The organism is Rickettsia sp. TH2014, assembly GCF_019249195.1.
Classification (GTDB): Bacteria; Pseudomonadota; Alphaproteobacteria; order Rickettsiales; family Rickettsiaceae; genus Rickettsia; species Rickettsia felis.
The window spans coordinates 1-15,855 of the sequence record NZ_MXAX01000295.1 but is presented as its reverse complement, the minus strand read 5'-3'; the positions used below and the strand labels follow the sequence as shown (position 1 = coordinate 15,855).

The window sequence follows — 15,855 nt, the reverse complement described above, 5'->3', positions numbered from 1 at the left end:
TTTTTTGATTTAGATTCATCTCTAATCCTCCATTNNNTATTATCTTAATTTTACTAAATGTAAGATTAAATCTCAACTATTACAATTAAATAAGTATATCATGCTTCTAGTAAATCTGATGGATTACCTTCACCGCGCTTTCCACCGCTTCTAAAGCTATTAAGCTTTTTGGATCTAATAGGGTGTTGTAACTTTCTTAAAGCTTTGGATTCTATTTGTCTTATGCGTTCCCTAGTTACTTTAAATTGCTGCCCTACTTCTTCTAATGTATGGTCAGTATTCATGCCTATACCGAAACGCATTCTAAGCACTCTTTCTTCACGTGGCGTAAGGGTTGCAAGTACTCTAGTGGTAACTTCTCGTAAGTTTGACTGAATTGCCGCATCAATCGGCGCTACTGCATTCTTATCTTCGATAAAATCGCCTAATTGACCGCCGTCACTATCATCACCTACGGGATTCTCAAGACTTATAGGTTCTTTAGCTATTTTCATGACTTTACGCACTTTGTCAAGCGGCATTGAAAGACGGTTAGCAATTTCCGTTGCCGTCGGTTCATAGCCAAGTTCATTAAGCATTTGTCTTGAGGTACGCAGTATCTTATTAATTGTTTCAATCATATGCACAGGAATACGTATAGTCCTTGCTTGATCTGCAATAGCTCTTGTTATAGCTTGTCTAATCCACCAAGTAGCATAGGTAGAGAATTTATAGCCACGGCGGTATTCAAATTTATCCACCGCTTTCATGAGTCCTATATTACCTTCTTGAATTAAATCCAAAAACTGCAATCCCCTATTAGCGTATTTTTTAGCGATAGATATAACTAAACGTAAATTCGCTTCTATCATATCTTTTTTTGCTTGTAGCGTTTGTCTCTCACTTTTTTGTATAGTATTCACTAGTTTTTTAAAATCATTAACTAAAAGCCCGGTATTAGATTCTATAAGCGATAATTCGGCAATCATTTGATCTATATAATCCGATTCTTTAGTAATTAACTCTTTCCAGGCGACTTTTTTATTTTTCAGCATTTTTTCTTTCCATGCTGCATTGATCACCGATCCTATATATTCATCTAGGAAATTTTGGCGAGTTACTCCGTATTTTTCAGCAAGTTTTAAAAAGGCTGTTTCTTTATTAATTAAATCACGATTTATTCCATACATCTTACCTAAAATTTCTTCTGTTCTTTTAGAATTAAAATGTATTTCCAAAACTTCATTTATCAATAATTCCAAATTATTATTATATTTTTTGCTATTTTGTAAAACCTTCGGCTCAAAAGATTTCTCATAACATTTTTTAGCTTCAATGAGTAGCTCTTCGCAGATAAAAGAAATCTTTTTCATACGCTCTATGATATTAGGTAATATCTGCGTTTCTACTCTAGACATAGATAAGTGATTATCCTCATGCTCTTCTCCTTCGGTCTCACTACTATGTTCTTCATCATTTTCGGGTGTTTCGTCATGTAACATGTTAGCTTCTAAATCTATCAGATCACGTAGTAACATTTTTTCATTAACTAAATCTTCATACCATACTATAAAACAACGCATAGCAATAGGGCTTTTGCATAAGGAAGCAATCATTGTTTTACGCCCTTCCTCAATCCTCTTTGCTATTTCTACTTCGTTTTCACGAGTTAAAAGATCGACGCCTCCCATATCTTTAAGATATAATCTTACGGGATCATCGGTAGTACCTATATTTTCTTCTTCTACCTCATCCTCAGGTTCATTATCAACATTGGTAGATAGCTTAAATTCTTCATCCATTCCGATATCAAGCTTAATTTCATCATCTTCGTTAGATTCTAAAATATCTACTCCTGCATCAGAAAATTTTAATATAGCTTCCTCTAATTGTCTTATTGAAGGATTTTTATTCAGAGGAAGAGCTTTGTTTATATCATCATAAGTGACCGGTATCTTTTTAGATTTAGCTTTTTTAAGTAAACTATCTATTTTATCTAGATCATTGTCTATATTGCTATTGCTCATTAAATACCTATATGCTTTTTTCTTTTAAAAGAAGTTTGAAATAATTAAGTTATCGTGTGATTAATAAAAGATTCGTTTAAAACTTGAAGTTCATTTGCAATCTTCAGAATTTCTTTTTTATATAATAAAACTTTTTCAAAGTCGTGATTGTCTGTACTGTTTATGGTAATAGCGTATTCTTTTTGTAAATTTATTAGATAATATTTCTTATGTAGCCACTGCCATAATAAATCTAGTCTGATATTATTTTTATTAAATGAGATATCTAAAAACAAATTATCCGTTTTTGATAATAATAAAAAAATATCAAAAAAGCTAGTTTTTTCCACAATTGCAGTAATTTCACTTGCTTCTACGTTATTATCTATAATCTCGTTTAAATACCAATTACGGAATTCTTCAAGCGATGTATTATTAAAATTTAAATTTAAGATGAAATCTCTAATATCTTTTTCTTCAAGTATTATAGGAAATTTAATCAACAGAGCACAAAAAGCGTGTTCTAGCATTTCAAGCTCTGAATAGCCGTGACTTGAAATTATAGGAGCCAAATTTGAGTTTTTAGTTGTAGCTTTCTTCTGCTTTGTGACTAAATTTTGCCATATTTGATCTTTAAAAAACCTGTAATAACTTGCTTTTAAATTACTATCCGATATTTTACTGCAGTAATCTTTTAAATTTTTCTCTAAATTAGCTTTTTCTTCCGCAGTTTTAAAACTCCTGCCACTGTACTCAATATACCAAATCATTTCTGACAGGCTTATTCTTTTATCTATAAGCTTTGCAAAAAAATCAGCGCCGTTTTTATTTACTGCATCGTCGGGATCAAGTCCGTTTGGTAACCTAATAAAAGAAATTTTCTTTTCACTATTAATAAGCGGTAATGCTAAGTTAATAGTTCTTATGCTAGCTTTTATACCTGCATTATCTCCGTCAAGACATAATATAATTTCATCGCCGGCACGCCATAATTTATGTAAATGATTTTCAGTAACGCTAGTACCAAGGCTCGCAACCGCTTCGCTAAAGCCTGCTTGATGTAGTGCTATAACGTCAAAATAACCTTCTACTAGAATCGAGTGATTTTTTTTATAGCTACTGCTTATCGCTTTATGCTCACCGTATAGAGTTTCACTTTTTTGAAATACTGTAGTTTCAGGTGAATTTAAATATTTAGGTAGCTCCCCCCCTAGTACCCTACCGCCAAAGCCTACAATTTTATTGTAAATATTTCTGATTGGAATAGTAATACGGTTAGAAAATAAATTATATATTTCGCCGTTTTCTCGCTTGCCGATTAGCCCTGCTTTACCAAGCTTTATAATATCTATATCTTTATCGTGAAAAAACTTTTCAAATTTATTATTCTTCGGAGCGAAGCCTATTGAAAACTCTTTTACTGTTTCTTCGGTAACCCCCCTTTCGTGTAGATAATTTAATATTTCAGGCGTTAATTGTGTCCTGAAAAACTTATTGGCAAGTTCTAAAATACTTAGAATTTCATCGGATTCTTCATAAAATTCTTTCTGTTTCGCAGTTAATTTCGGTATCTCTATACCATAATCGGTTGCAAGCTTTATAGCAGACTCATTATAGGATAAACCGCTAATATTAGAAGTAAATTTTATAACGTCACCGGCTGCTTTACAACCAAAACAATAGAAAAATCTCTTACTATCACTAACTGTAAAAGATGGGGTCTTTTCTTGATGGAAAGGACATAAACCTACATAGTTACCGGATTTTCTAGTTAAAGCTACTTTTTGCCGTACTACATCGGATATGTTAATACGGTTTCTTAATAACTCATAAAATTCCGGTGTAACTCTCATAATATATTCCTTATTATACGAAGTTCAACTTGGAAAAGAGCAAGGAGTCTGTAAGCCGAGGAGCGGAGCGTATACTAAATACGTGAGCATCCGAGGTCTTACAAAGGCGACGTAGCCAATTTTTCAAGTAGGGCGAGTATATCACAATATGTAAGAAAGAATAGCTGTAGATAAACAATAAGAAAGCGGTATAGATAAATTATCGTTAATTCTTAAATCTTTTGAATAAAATTCAGCTGCTGTAGCCCCTATGCAGCTTATAATGATAATAATAAAACTCGTATTGTACCCTAAATAGAAATACACTAATATACTTATAAAAATTGCAGAAGCTAAGAAAGTAACAGAACCTGCTATAGATTTGCCGTTACCTAAGCTATTTCCTATTTTAACGCCGACAAGAGCCGCTAAACAATCTGAAATAATTAAAATCAACCACGAACAAATCACTAAATTTCTAGGAAAAAGAAGAGCAGTTAAGAAAAAACCGAGCATCATAAAGCTAATGCCGCTTAGAGCAAAAGAACCGTTATTTTCTGAGGGCCTTATAACTTTTGAAAAAAATTTAGTTACAAATTCGCTAATTTTTGCATTATTATGACGTGATACGTCTAAATATAATGTAATAGCCGTTATTATAAATAATAATAACGTAATAGCGGTTCTTGGAATAAATAAATAAAGCAACGGAAATATTATAGCCGATAGGTGGAAAATTTTACGCTTTTTCTCAAAGTCAAAATCTTTAATTTCCATAGAATCATTAATATGTTTTTAGATATGTGAAAAATAATTAAAAAGGCTTATTTGACAAATTTAACTATTACAAATATACTTGCTGAAATCTATATTATTGAAAATAGTATACTAAAATTACTAAATCTACACAATATAATTATGAATACAAAATTTCCTATCACCGCTAAAGGTTTTGAAAAATTAGAACACGAGCTTAAACATTTAAAACATGTAGAGCGTAAAAAAATTAGTGAAGATATAGCCGAAGCACGAGAACACGGCGATTTATCCGAGAATGCAGAATATGAAGCGGCACGTGAGAAACAAGCGTTTATAGAAGGGCGTATTAAAGAGCTTGAAGATATGACGGCAAGAGCGGAAATTATTGATATTGGTAAATTATCAGGAGATAACATAAAATTCGGAGCTACGGTCACTTTGATTGACGACGATACTGAAGAAGAAGTAACATATATTATTGTAGGAGAATATGAAGCCGATATAACTAGAAAAAGAGTTTCAATCGCTTCTCCTATAGCAAAAGCTTTGATTGGAAAATCGGTAAGTGATTTTGTAGAAGTTACAACACCGAAAGGATCTAAATCATACGAAGTAGTTACCGTTGAATATAAAGAACTAGAGTTGTAGGTTGGTTTTTGTCACTATAAACGTTAACCTTATGACTTAATTATGTCATTCCTGCGAAAGCAGGAATCTAAAAAAAGTATAAATACAGCAAATTTTTGAAATTAAAAGCTCGATTTATCTCGCTTTATGATGGATTCCTGCTTTCGCAGAAATGACATCGAACACGTTTAATGCTCCACGCAGGCAACGCAGTATAACATTATAATCATTTCTTCTTAAACATCTCGAGCATTCTTTTTGTTACTATAAATCCGCCGAAGATATTTATAGAAGCAAGCAGCGTTGCAAAATACCCAAGTAAACCGGAAAACCCAAAAGCAGAGCTACTTGCGGCGATCATAGAACTAAGAACTATAATACCTGAAATAGCGTTAGTAATGGACATAAGCGGAGTGTGGAGTGCAGGCGTTACTTTCCACACTACATAATATCCAACAAAAGAAGCTAATACAAAAATGGTTATAGCAAATACTAGCGGGTCTATAGTACTTGTGTTTGTTTGCCAACTAGTATCTATTACCAAATCTTTTAATTTATCTGATAATTCTTGAGTATTATGGGCAATTTCAACCGCTTGTTTAGCCATTATCGGTAATTGATTCATATATTTAATTTCTCACTCACAACTTTGCCGTCTTTAGTAATCAACATATCACGTACTAACTCATCATCCATATTAAATTTACCGTCTTGCATGGCATAACTAAGAAAATTATATAAATTCTTAGAGTAGAGTTTTGAGCTATCGGTAGCAATTTTAGTAGCAAGATTTGATAAACCTATTATGGTAACACCGTGTTTAGTAATGATCTTATCAGGTTCTGAACCTTCCGCATTTCCTCCTGTAGAGGTCGCTATATCAACAATCACTGAACCGTGCTTCATAGATTCTAGCATTTTTTCCGTAACAAGCAGAGGAGCTTTTTTCCCTGGAATTTGTGCAGTAGTAATAACTATATCATATCCTTTAATAATTTTTGCTAAGAACTCTTCTTGTTTAGCTTTGTAATCTTCCGAACTTTCGTTAGCATAACCTGATTTATCCTGCAAATCTTCTTGTAGTTCCGGTGAAACAAACTTAGCTCCTAAGCTCTCTACCTGCTCTTTGGTAGCTGCTCTTACATCATATCCTGCAACAATGCTACCGAGTCTTTTTGCCGTTGCAATAGCTTGGAGTCCTGCAACACCGATACCCAGCACCAAAGTTTTACACGGTGAAATCGTCCCTGCTGCCGTCATCATCATAGGAAAAGCCTTTGTGTAATGATAGCTTGCTTCAATTACCGCTCTATAGCCTACTAAGTTACTTTGAGAAGATAAAGCGTCCATATTTTGAGCTTTAGTAATTCTCGGCACAAATTCCATAGCAAAAGTCGTAAGGTTTTTTTTGGCTGCCGCTTTTATATATTCATGATTTGAATAAGGTGATAATAATCCTATAATAATTGCTCCTTTTTTTGCAAATTCAAGCTCACTATATTTATCCGTAACGGATGAAGGTTGCACCTTTAATATAATATCGGCATCGGAAGTAATTTCGAGTGGTACCGAAGATACTTTAGCACCTAGAGCAACATATTCTTCATCAAGAAAACCGGCAGAAAGCCCTATATCTTTTTCTACCGTAACCGCATAGCCTTTTTTGACTAGTAATCCTGCTACTTCAGGCGTTATAGCGACTCGCGTTTCATGCTTGGCCTTTTCTTTTAAAGCAACGATTTTCATAAATATTATTTGTTTTAACAAAATAACTAAGGTATTTTAAACATAATTTAAAATATAAAACAATAAAAATGAAAAAAATATTCTTAATTATTATTTGTGTTTTTATAAATTCAGTCGTAGTGTTTGGAGCAGATGATAAAACAACTATTTCGGAGCTAAAAACTTATCTACATACGATAAAATCGGTTGCTATAGATTTTACTCAAGAAGATTCGTACGGTAAAATAGTTAAAGGAAAATTACTAATCCACAAACCTTATAATTTTAGATGTAATTATTATCCTCCTTTCCCTTTAGTTATAATAGGTACTAAAAATTTCGTATCGATGTATGATTATGATATGGAGCAAGTAAGCCGTATTAATAGAAGCGAAAATACATTTAATTTTTTATTAGAAGATAACAAGCATTTTGACAAGGATTTTGTTTTTGAATCGGTAGTTAACAAAGGAAATATTTCTAAAATTACTATCTATCATACTTTAACGGATAAGCATAGCGAAATTACTTTTAATAAAGCTACTAAACAAATTGAGGCATTAAAAATATTTGAAGATAATAATATAGTCACTATTACTTTTGATAAAATAGCTAAAGTACAAAAATTTTCCGATGATTTATTCAAATTAAAAAACCCTGAAATATTCGGTCCACCTGAAAGATTAACAAAATCGGAAATAGAAAAAAAATATATTGTTTCTTGAAAAGAAACAGGTTATGTTAATTATGCTAGTAGTGGGCATTGTGCCTGTTTAGTCGGTCAGGTCTGAAAGGAAGCAGCCGGAGTGGGATTCGGTGGGTCATTACTAGCATTACTCTTCGTCTTTTTGAAATTGCTCTTTTATTTTTTAAGAGTGAATAGTGGAGCGTACACTTAAGTACGTGAGCATATGAACTCTTAAAAAATAAAAGAGCAATTTCAAAAAGACTTCGAGTAAATACAGTTATATTATCATGCTGTGGCTTGACCAATTAATCGTCATTGCGAGGAGCGAAGCGGCGTGGCAATCTCGTCAAATATCCTGAGATTGCTTCGTCAAAATTTTCAATTTTTCCTCGCAATGACGAGGTATGACATAAAAAGTCTTATAACAATCGTGACAGATATAAATTCATCTAATCAGTATATACCTTTTGCAAGGAAATATCGTCCTAGTAATTTTGCTGAGCTTCAGGGACAAGAGGTACTTGTCAAAGTTCTAAGTTATACTATTTTAAACGATAGGCTCGCCGGAGGTTATCTTTTAACAGGTATTAGAGGGGTCGGTAAAACTACCTCGGCTCGTATTATTGCCAAAGCCGTAAATTGCTCTGCCTTAATCGCCGAAAATACGACTATTAAAACATGCGAAGAATGCACGAATTGTGTCAGCTTTAATAATCATAATCACCCTGATATAATCGAAATTGATGCAGCAAGTAAAACTAGCGTAGATGATATACGTAGAATTATAGAATCCGCTGAATATAAACCTCTACAAGGGAAGCATAAAATCTTCATTATCGATGAAGTGCATATGCTTTCTAAGGGAGCATTTAATGCACTTCTTAAGACTTTAGAAGAACCGCCGCCTCATATAATATTTATCTTTGCAACGACGGAAGTACAAAAGATACCTGCAACTATTATCTCAAGATGCCAACGTTATGATTTAAGGCGGTTGAATTTTGAAGAGATTTTTAAGCTACTTGAATATATAACTAAGCAGGAAAATTTAAAAACCGATATAGAGGCCCTTAGAATTATAGCTCATAAGTCTGAAGGGTCGGCACGTGATGCAGTGTCTATTTTAGATCAAGCAGCCAGTATGTCTGCAAAATCCGATAATATAATTAACCCTCATGTAATTAATCAAATGCTTGGGCTTGTTGACGCTTCCGTTATAATAGAATTTGTGGAGTATATAGTTCGCAAAGAGACGGAAAAAGCTATAAATTTAATAAATAGACTTTACGGTTTTTCGGTTAATCTTGAGATTTTTATAGAATCGGTAGCAGATTTTATTGCGTATCTTAATAAAGTAAAAATGTTGCCTAATTATAGTTTGCCAATATATGAATCATTTAACGATAGAACTAAAAGCATATTAGGTAAAATCAGTTTGCCGCATTTATCAATCTTATGGCAAATATATAATAAGGGAGTAGGAGAAATAAAAATTTCCTATAACAGACTAGCAGAAACGGAAATGTTAGTTATAAAATCTATATATTCGACATCGTTATCCTTGCTTGCAGATTTTGACGGTAATAATCAAAATTTAAATCAACCAATTAATCCGGAAATAAAAAAAAAATTTGAAATTGTAGATTTTCTTGAATATCTATATAAAAATAATGAGATAGATATATATTACTTTCTACTTAATAACACAGAACTTAAAAATCTCAGTGATAATAGATTAGAACTCGTAAGCCTTGAAATTACAAGCAAAATAAAAAAACAAATAGAAGATTTGTTAGTTGCTTTTACTAAAGAAAAGCTTGAGATAGTAATCATAAAGGGACAGAGCAAGCGAACCTTAAAGAATCAGTTAATAGGTAAGATTGAAGTAAGTAATGATTTTAGTTTAATTAAAAAACATTTCCCAAATATAGTAATTTCAGATTTTTTACTTAAAAGCTAAAAATTAAAGGATAGAATTATGGTAAATTTTAATCAGTTTTTAAAGCAAGCCCAATCAATGCAAAAGAAAATGCAAGAAGCTCAAGAGCAAATGGCAAATGCAAGATATACCGGTAAAGCCGGCGGCGGGCTTGTTGAGGTTATTGCAACCGGTAAAGGTGAAGTTGAAAAGATTACAATTGATGAATCTTTATTAAAAGCAGAAGAAAAAGAAATGCTTGAAGATTTAATTAAAGTTGCCTTTAATGATGCTAAACAAAAATGTGATGAAGATTCACAAAATTCTTTATCAGGAGCTTTAAACGGTATGAGCTTACCGCCTGGTTTCAAAATTCCGTTTTAATACGGCGTTTATGGTTTAAAATCGCCATTGCGAGCAGCCATAGGCTGCGTGGCAATCTTGTGCCAAAATCCTGAGATTGCTTCGTCAAAATTTTCAATTTTTCCTCGCAATGACGATGAAGTCTAATAATTCAAAATTAATAAATCCTTATCAATCCTGAAACCTTTGAAACGTTCAAGTAGCGACATACCGAGTAGTGAAATATCAAGGTCACCTAGACCTACATGTCCTTTGATGTTCTTAAATTCCGTACCGATTACTACACTATTTAAGGTTATAGGAGCAGCTTTATTTTCGCCGTTAGCCGTTAGATAAGTTCTAGTATATTTTAATTTAGTTAAGTCAAGGCCTAATTTTTGGGCATCTTCTTTAGTTAAAGCTATATCGCTTGCACCGGTATCTACCATAAATTTTATTTTAACGTTATTTACAAAAGCATTGATATAGAAATGCCCGTCCCCGCTACGAGCTATAATAATTTCTCCGACTTCAGTAGACCATTTATATGAGGGAATCAAAGCAGATATTACCCTATGATAAGCATAGTTCAGCTCAAACCTAAAAGCATAACCGGTTATTATAACTAAAAAAATTGCTGCCCACATTGCTAATTGCAAACAAAATTTACGCACTTCATTTTGGCCAATAGTACTGTAAATTATACTAAATAATATTAATAACGACGTACAAAAACTCCCTATATTTTGTGGCTCTTTGAAAAATTTTGGATGATGCTGATTGATATATTTGTATAACAAACCAGTTACAATTACGGTGCTGCAAATTATAAAAATAAGTTTTATAAGTTTTTTATTCATATAATATAATTTTTTTAACCTATATAATCAAACCAAAGTCTCAACCCATTTTTAAGTGGAAAACTACCTTCTTGGTTCACTAGAATAATAATTCTAAGATCTTCTGAGGGTATAAAACCAATAAAAGAATTAATACCGTTAATATAGCCTGAGTGAAAAATTAAATCCTTATTTGAGCGTCCTTATACTTTAAGAATACGCCATCCAAGAGCGTAATATGACTCAATCATTTTTTTATCAATAGACCACATCGGTTGCCATTTAAATTCAAAAACATCTTTGTTTGATTTTACTATTTTATACATACGATCTAAAGTACTTTTAGAAATAAGATTCGGTTTATAACCAAAACTAAGTTTGAATATTTCAATCATTCCATCTATCGATGCAAAAATACCGGCAGATGTAGGTACCGTCTTTGGGTAGTAAGGCGGAAACGGCAGTAATGTTATTACCTCTTGTCCGTCTATTATTGATTTAGAATGCGGATAAGCAAGTTGTATATTCGGCTCTAGCGGTAATATTTGTATATCTTGCGTTTTAAGCGTTGTACGCAAATTATCTGTTGCAGCATTTAAACTTAATTTTTTACAATTTAAAGCTCTTCAAGCAAACTAAAAACGATATTACTATATTTATAACATTGCCCTGGTTTACAACTAGCTTGTTGTTTTTGCAGCAGCATTAAAAGCTTTGAGTGACTCATTCCTTGCTCAATTTCAATATTTCCTGAGAATTGATAACCTGTGGTATGGCTTAAAATATTATTAAGACTAATAGTATTTTTTAAGTATGGTAATTTGAATTTTTCATCAAAATCTAAACTTCCTTGATCTACCATTAATGCAATTGCCGTTGCTGAAACAGCTTTTGAAACCGATGCTAACGGAAATAAAGTTTTGTGGCGATATTATGTTCATTTACATATATGATACTAAGAAATTAAATACGAGAAAATAATTTGTTATACACTTCATTCTGATTTCTTTTTCCAATAGCAAGTACAAGTACTATTATACGCTTATCATCTACTTCATACACTAGTCGGTAACCGACTGACCTCAACTTTATTTTATATAAGTTATTTCCACCGTTTACTGCATCTTTGGGTACGTGGGGTGATTTAAGTCTCTCTGATAACTTCTTTTTAAACTGCTCTTTTATTGTAGAACCTAACTTATCCCATTCTTTTCTGGCAATAGGAATAAATTCTAGACTATAAGTCATTTATATCAACCTTGATTGCTTCCTTTTTATCTTTTAATCTAGTTTTAGAAAGCTCTAATAAATAATTATCATCTAAAGCTTCAATGATTCTTGCATATAATTCAGCGGAAATTAAATAAGCAGTCGGTTTATTATGATTTAATAAGGCAACAGGCTCGCCGCTTGCCTTATCTAATAATGCGGTAGGACTTTTTTTAAATTCAGAGATACTAACTGTTAGATTTGCATAAATATGTTCCATTATTAGACCTATAATTAATACTAAATTAAATACTAATTATAATTTGCAATTTTATATTTATCAAGAATATTACATTAAATCACCGATATTCTCTAAAAACAACCTAGCTCGATGCGATGCCGGTTTATTAAAAAACTCCTTAGCAGGCTGATTTGCTAAAATCTGCCCTTGATCCATAAAAATAACACGATCCGCTATTAATTTTGCAAACTTCAAATGATGCGTGACTACTACCATACTCATTTGATCTTTTAATAAATTTATATTCTCTATAACATCTTTAATATTTTCGGAATCGAGTGCCGAAGTCGGTTCATCGAATAACAAAATTTCCGGTTTCATCATCAAGGCTCTTGCTATTGCGGCGCGTTGCTTCTGTCCTCCTGATAGACCCAGCGGATATGAGTCAAATTTTTGCGTTAGCTTAAATTTTGCAAGTAATTCCTTTGCCATAGAAATTGCTTGTTCTTTTGATAAATTTAATACATTTACCGGTGTATAAATTAGGTTTTCTCCTACCGTTAAATGCGGAAAGAGATTAAAATTTTGAAAAACCATACCGACTTTTAAGCGAAGCTTTCTTCTATCTTTAGATAATAGCTTCTTCCCGTCTACCAAAAAAGTACCGCTACTTGGTTCTTCTAAATTATTTAAAATTCTAAGTAGAGTAGTTTTTCCACTTCCCGAAGGTCCAATTATTACAGTAGTTTCTTTAGTAGTAAAATCTAAATCAATATTCTTAATTGCGTAATTTTTGCCGTAACGCTTACAAACTTTTTCTAAAATAATCATAAACTAAACCGTAAATTTATAACCGTCATAAAGCGGCTTAACATTATTTGGAAGCATTTTCGTAATCTCATGATAATCTATCGTATGTCTCATATTGGTTAATAATATCTGCTCAGGTTTATATTTTTCATGCCATTCTAGAACTTTATCAAGCCCTGCATGATTCGGATTTGATTTATAATCCATACAATCTAATATCCATATTTTTATATCTTTTAAATACTCTTCCGATTCAGGAGGAAAATCGATTACATCGGGCGAATAAACAAAATCACCTATACGTAAACCTAAACTATCTATAGGACCATGATGTTGTCTAAAAAATTGTATCTCAGTAGTATTAATCTTAATTTTATCAAAAAAACTAACAGATTGAGTTGTGAACAGTCGCCCAAGCTTAAATAACTTATTATTAAATAGATAATCAAATTTTGTATGGAGCTTTGCCGTACTATCGTGATCTGTATAGATTTCAATTGGCTTACCTTGCATAAAAGTAAATACCCGTAAATCATCGATGCCGTTAACATGGTCGGAATGATAATGTGTTAATATAGCACAATCGAGCTTGTTTATCTTTTCTCGTAATAGTTGATTTCTAATATCAAAACCAAAATCAACTAGTATTTGGCTATTTTCATCTTTAATATATATTGCCGATCTAGTTCTTTTATTGTACTTTGAATTCGATAAGCATATACTGCAATCGCACCCGATCACCGGTACGCCTATAGATGCTCCGCATCCAAGTATTGTTACTTGTAACATAAATATTTAAAATAATGTTTGAAGTTTTTTATAATTTTTGTGGCTTAAATCAAGAAATATTCTTATTTTTGAATAAAGTTACTAATATCGGATTTATACCTTACCTTTTAAAAATAATTTCGTTTTGTTTTAATATCGCTAATTTCGCCTTAATATATATTTTATACTGTATATATTTTTATATTCAATTAAAGAAAATTAAAAATGATAATGAACAGCAAAATAAATTTTGGCACAATTATAATAAATTAATTGATATCGGTATAATATACGGGGTATTCGGTTTAATTTTTACCGCTCTTAAATTTTCAGTTAATTTTCCTCGCCCTTATTGCAGTCTTCCTGCTGATAGTTTCATGACCATAATAAATACTGCAAATGAAAGATGCTTTTCAAGCTTTCCAAGTAGCCATGCGGCTCTTAGCGTTTTGGTAACATATTTTATTTGGGATTATATTAAATTACCGTTAAAAATCTTAATGATTTGTGTTATCATACTCGTGTCTTTATCTCGTATAAGCCTTGCCATGCATTACCCAAGTGATATAATTTATGGCATTGCTATTACATTTATAACAATAGTGATAGGTAAATTAATTTATCGAGCCTTTGCAAATAATATAATAAGAAAGGTTGGTGTCTTTATCCTTTCGTCATTGCGAGGAAAATTACGAAGTAATTGACGAAGCAATCTCAGGATATTTAACGAGATTGCCACGCAACAATGCCTTGCAGGAATGACATCAAAAAACCAAACAAATATTATGCTATTATACCGAAAATACTTTATAAAAAATATCTTACCGCTGCTTATAGTCGTTACTTTTTCGGTAACTAGTATAGTATGGATAACGCAAATATTAAAACTTTTATACTTATTTGATAAAGGCATAAAAGTTATGGACTTCTTCAGTTTAATAGTTCTAGTACTTCCTACTTTATTATTTATTCTGTTACCGGTAATAACGGTTATTGCCGTGATCTATATCTATAATAATTTAAAAGTCGAGCGACAATTAATTATATTACAAGCTTCGGGAGTTAATAATGTACAGCTAGCATTGCCTGCTTTATATGTCGCATCAATAGTTATGCTACTTGCTTATTATATATCTTCTACCATCCTGCCTTTATCTCATATAAACTTAAAATCACGTTTAAACTTTATAAAGAATAATTATATCTCAAGTATGATTGAAGAGAAAACTTTTAATAAAGTAACGAAAGATATCACTGTTTTTATAGATAAAAAATCAGCAGGAAATATTATGAACGGCGTAATAATATTTGATAATCGCAACGCTGATAACCCATCAGTAGTATTTGCGGGTTCAGGTACTCTTAATATATATGATAATAGCCCGATTTTTGAACTTAATAAAGGCATAAGACAAGAATATGACGTAAACGGTAATTTAACTCAGTTAACTTTCGATTCTTTAATGGTAAAACTACAAAATGATAATCCATTAGTATCGCAAAGAACTAAACATAATAAAGAAGCAAACGAATATTATATAAGCGAATTACTTGCCCCTCCTCATGATTTAGCTATTACTAAAAAAATTAAATTAGTTGCTGAAGCACATCAAAGAATAATTTGGCCTTTATATAATTTTGTATTACCTTTTTTAGCACTTGCAGTTTTTTTGAGATATCCTTATAGCAAAAAAACAACTTTTATGCCGGTATTATTTTCTGCCTTAACAATATTGCTAGTTACTTCAATTCATTTTATATTGCAAAATTTTGCTTCAAAAAATCTAGATTTTATTTTTGCTTGTTATTCCAATTTGGTTATTGCTTTAACGATCGGATTATATTTATTTGTACGTAAAAGAATATAAGAGTCTATCTATAAAGTAATTTTAACTGATAATTAAAGAGATTTTATAGCGAAAATTAACAAGTTTTTTGCTGGAATAGCTAACCCTATTTCAAAAAAAAAATTTATAATTTTTAGCAAAAAAGAATTTAATTAGCTTTAAATTACTTTATAGATAGACTCTAGGTCTGTACGCTTTGATTAATGATTATAATTATGAGATATTTTTAAGCGAGAATTAATAAGATTTTTGAAGGAATAGTTAT

18 protein-coding genes and 1 other RNA gene are annotated in these 15,855 nt (G+C 31.7%); 7 read left to right on the top strand and 12 right to left on the bottom strand.

Annotated elements, in window-relative coordinates:
* Nucleotides 1-98: 98 nt before the first annotated feature.
* The 3 genes from rpoD to KYQ89_RS06295 form a co-directional block, all read right to left on the bottom strand.
* On the bottom strand, nucleotides 99-2,006 hold the full coding sequence (gene rpoD, locus KYQ89_RS06310; protein WP_218460875.1) for an RNA polymerase sigma factor RpoD: 1,908 nt from the start codon (nucleotides 2,004-2,006) through the stop codon (nucleotides 99-101).
* A gap of 44 nt (nucleotides 2,007-2,050) precedes the next feature.
* The gene (gene dnaG / locus KYQ89_RS06305) at nucleotides 2,051-3,838 is read right to left on the bottom strand and encodes a DNA primase (protein WP_218460874.1); all 1,788 of its coding nucleotides are present in this window, start codon (nucleotides 3,836-3,838) and stop codon (nucleotides 2,051-2,053) included.
* A 141-nt stretch (nucleotides 3,839-3,979) separates the two neighbouring features.
* Complete coding sequence (locus KYQ89_RS06295) at nucleotides 3,980-4,594, bottom strand: diacylglycerol/polyprenol kinase family protein (protein WP_218460873.1); 615 nt, start codon at nucleotides 4,592-4,594, stop codon at nucleotides 3,980-3,982.
* Nucleotides 4,595-4,735: 141 nt separating this feature from the next.
* Here KYQ89_RS06295 and greA point away from each other — a divergent pair, with 141 nt between their 5' ends.
* Nucleotides 4,736-5,224 carry a transcription elongation factor GreA gene (gene greA, locus KYQ89_RS06290; protein ID WP_218460879.1) on the top strand — a complete coding sequence of 163 codons (489 nt, stop codon included), beginning with the start codon at nucleotides 4,736-4,738 and terminating at the stop codon, nucleotides 5,222-5,224.
* A 205-nt stretch (nucleotides 5,225-5,429) separates the two neighbouring features.
* Here greA and KYQ89_RS06285 read toward each other — a convergent pair whose 3' ends face one another.
* Together KYQ89_RS06285 and KYQ89_RS06280 are read right to left on the bottom strand one after the other, a co-directional pair.
* Nucleotides 5,430-5,828 (bottom strand): NAD(P) transhydrogenase subunit alpha, encoded by a 399-nt coding sequence (locus KYQ89_RS06285; RefSeq protein ID WP_218460872.1) that lies wholly within the window; start codon nucleotides 5,826-5,828, stop codon nucleotides 5,430-5,432.
* The gene (locus tag KYQ89_RS06280; protein WP_218460871.1) at nucleotides 5,825-6,949 is read right to left on the bottom strand and encodes a Re/Si-specific NAD(P)(+) transhydrogenase subunit alpha; all 1,125 of its coding nucleotides are present in this window, start codon (nucleotides 6,947-6,949) and stop codon (nucleotides 5,825-5,827) included. The genes KYQ89_RS06285 and KYQ89_RS06280 overlap by 4 nt, the downstream gene beginning before the upstream one ends.
* A 68-nt stretch (nucleotides 6,950-7,017) precedes the next feature.
* Between KYQ89_RS06280 and KYQ89_RS06275 the strand changes: the two genes are divergently transcribed.
* From KYQ89_RS06275 to KYQ89_RS06260, 4 genes are all read left to right on the top strand, one after another.
* Entirely contained in the window at nucleotides 7,018-7,653 is a 636-nt protein-coding gene (locus KYQ89_RS06275; protein WP_218460870.1) for an outer-membrane lipoprotein carrier protein LolA, read from the top strand.
* A gap of 20 nt (nucleotides 7,654-7,673) precedes the next feature.
* Nucleotides 7,674-7,767, top strand: an RNA gene (gene ffs / locus KYQ89_RS06270) — signal recognition particle sRNA small type.
* 279 nt (nucleotides 7,768-8,046) lie between these two features.
* Nucleotides 8,047-9,576, top strand: a complete 1,530-nt coding sequence (gene dnaX, locus KYQ89_RS06265) for a DNA polymerase III subunit gamma/tau (RefSeq protein WP_218460869.1) — start codon at nucleotides 8,047-8,049, stop codon at nucleotides 9,574-9,576.
* Between the two features lie 18 nt (nucleotides 9,577-9,594).
* Nucleotides 9,595-9,918 (top strand): YbaB/EbfC family nucleoid-associated protein, encoded by a 324-nt coding sequence (locus tag KYQ89_RS06260; protein WP_218460868.1) that lies wholly within the window; start codon nucleotides 9,595-9,597, stop codon nucleotides 9,916-9,918.
* Between the two features lie 122 nt (nucleotides 9,919-10,040).
* On the opposite strand, the gene KYQ89_RS06255 is transcribed toward KYQ89_RS06260, so the two are convergent.
* From KYQ89_RS06255 to KYQ89_RS06225, 7 genes are all read right to left on the bottom strand, one after another.
* Nucleotides 10,041-10,736 carry a TIGR02281 family clan AA aspartic protease gene (locus KYQ89_RS06255; RefSeq protein WP_218460867.1) on the bottom strand — a complete coding sequence of 232 codons (696 nt, stop codon included), beginning with the start codon at nucleotides 10,734-10,736 and terminating at the stop codon, nucleotides 10,041-10,043.
* Between the two features lie 182 nt (nucleotides 10,737-10,918).
* Complete coding sequence (locus KYQ89_RS06250) at nucleotides 10,919-11,293, bottom strand: hypothetical protein (RefSeq protein WP_256621516.1); 375 nt, start codon at nucleotides 11,291-11,293, stop codon at nucleotides 10,919-10,921.
* A gap of 38 nt (nucleotides 11,294-11,331) precedes the next feature.
* A complete protein-coding gene (locus KYQ89_RS06245; protein ID WP_371920422.1) occupies nucleotides 11,332-11,586 on the bottom strand; it encodes a serine hydrolase in 255 nt (84 codons plus the stop codon).
* A gap of 92 nt (nucleotides 11,587-11,678) precedes the next feature.
* Nucleotides 11,679-11,963 (bottom strand): type II toxin-antitoxin system RelE family toxin, encoded by a 285-nt coding sequence (locus KYQ89_RS06240; RefSeq protein ID WP_218460866.1) that lies wholly within the window; start codon nucleotides 11,961-11,963, stop codon nucleotides 11,679-11,681.
* Nucleotides 11,953-12,204 carry a type II toxin-antitoxin system Phd/YefM family antitoxin gene (locus KYQ89_RS06235; RefSeq protein ID WP_202069499.1) on the bottom strand — a complete coding sequence of 84 codons (252 nt, stop codon included), beginning with the start codon at nucleotides 12,202-12,204 and terminating at the stop codon, nucleotides 11,953-11,955. The genes KYQ89_RS06240 and KYQ89_RS06235 overlap by 11 nt, the downstream gene beginning before the upstream one ends.
* A 69-nt stretch (nucleotides 12,205-12,273) precedes the next feature.
* Nucleotides 12,274-12,996 carry an amino acid ABC transporter ATP-binding protein gene (locus tag KYQ89_RS06230; RefSeq protein WP_218460865.1) on the bottom strand — a complete coding sequence of 241 codons (723 nt, stop codon included), beginning with the start codon at nucleotides 12,994-12,996 and terminating at the stop codon, nucleotides 12,274-12,276.
* Between the two features lie 3 nt (nucleotides 12,997-12,999).
* The gene (locus tag KYQ89_RS06225; protein WP_218460864.1) at nucleotides 13,000-13,764 is read right to left on the bottom strand and encodes an MBL fold metallo-hydrolase; all 765 of its coding nucleotides are present in this window, start codon (nucleotides 13,762-13,764) and stop codon (nucleotides 13,000-13,002) included.
* A gap of 14 nt (nucleotides 13,765-13,778) precedes the next feature.
* On the opposite strand from KYQ89_RS06225, the gene KYQ89_RS06220 reads away from it, so the two are divergent.
* Together KYQ89_RS06220 and KYQ89_RS06215 are read left to right on the top strand one after the other, a co-directional pair.
* Complete coding sequence (locus tag KYQ89_RS06220; RefSeq protein ID WP_218460863.1) at nucleotides 13,779-14,447, top strand: phosphatase PAP2 family protein; 669 nt, start codon at nucleotides 13,779-13,781, stop codon at nucleotides 14,445-14,447.
* A gap of 81 nt (nucleotides 14,448-14,528) precedes the next feature.
* On the top strand, nucleotides 14,529-15,611 hold the full coding sequence (locus KYQ89_RS06215) for an LptF/LptG family permease (protein ID WP_218460877.1): 1,083 nt from the start codon (nucleotides 14,529-14,531) through the stop codon (nucleotides 15,609-15,611).
* Nucleotides 15,612-15,855 lie beyond the last annotated feature (244 nt).

Excerpts from the sequence above, each read along its gene's own strand:
- KYQ89_RS06235 (WP_202069499.1), bottom strand. The coding sequence starts at position 12,204 with ATGGAACATATTTATGCAAATCTAACAGTTAGTATCTCTGAATTTAAA.
- KYQ89_RS06240 (WP_218460866.1), bottom strand. The coding sequence starts at position 11,963 with ATGACTTATAGTCTAGAATTTATTCCTATTGCCAGAAAAGAATGGGAT.
- greA (WP_218460879.1), top strand. The coding sequence starts at position 4,736 with ATGAATACAAAATTTCCTATCACCGCTAAAGGTTTTGAAAAATTAGAA.
- KYQ89_RS06215 (WP_218460877.1), top strand. The coding sequence starts at position 14,529 with ATGCTATTATACCGAAAATACTTTATAAAAAATATCTTACCGCTGCTT.
- KYQ89_RS06220 (WP_218460863.1), top strand. The coding sequence starts at position 13,779 with ATGTTTGAAGTTTTTTATAATTTTTGTGGCTTAAATCAAGAAATATTC.
- KYQ89_RS06280 (WP_218460871.1), bottom strand. The coding sequence starts at position 6,949 with ATGAAAATCGTTGCTTTAAAAGAAAAGGCCAAGCATGAAACGCGAGTC.
- KYQ89_RS06260 (WP_218460868.1), top strand. The coding sequence starts at position 9,595 with ATGGTAAATTTTAATCAGTTTTTAAAGCAAGCCCAATCAATGCAAAAG.
- KYQ89_RS06255 (WP_218460867.1), bottom strand. The coding sequence starts at position 10,736 with ATGAATAAAAAACTTATAAAACTTATTTTTATAATTTGCAGCACCGTA.
- KYQ89_RS06225 (WP_218460864.1), bottom strand. The coding sequence starts at position 13,764 with ATGTTACAAGTAACAATACTTGGATGCGGAGCATCTATAGGCGTACCG.
- KYQ89_RS06295 (WP_218460873.1), bottom strand. The coding sequence starts at position 4,594 with ATGGAAATTAAAGATTTTGACTTTGAGAAAAAGCGTAAAATTTTCCAC.
- dnaG (WP_218460874.1), bottom strand. The coding sequence starts at position 3,838 with ATGAGAGTTACACCGGAATTTTATGAGTTATTAAGAAACCGTATTAAC.
- KYQ89_RS06275 (WP_218460870.1), top strand. The coding sequence starts at position 7,018 with ATGAAAAAAATATTCTTAATTATTATTTGTGTTTTTATAAATTCAGTC.
- rpoD (WP_218460875.1), bottom strand. The coding sequence starts at position 2,006 with ATGAGCAATAGCAATATAGACAATGATCTAGATAAAATAGATAGTTTA.
- KYQ89_RS06285 (WP_218460872.1), bottom strand. The coding sequence starts at position 5,828 with ATGAATCAATTACCGATAATGGCTAAACAAGCGGTTGAAATTGCCCAT.
- KYQ89_RS06230 (WP_218460865.1), bottom strand. The coding sequence starts at position 12,996 with ATGATTATTTTAGAAAAAGTTTGTAAGCGTTACGGCAAAAATTACGCA.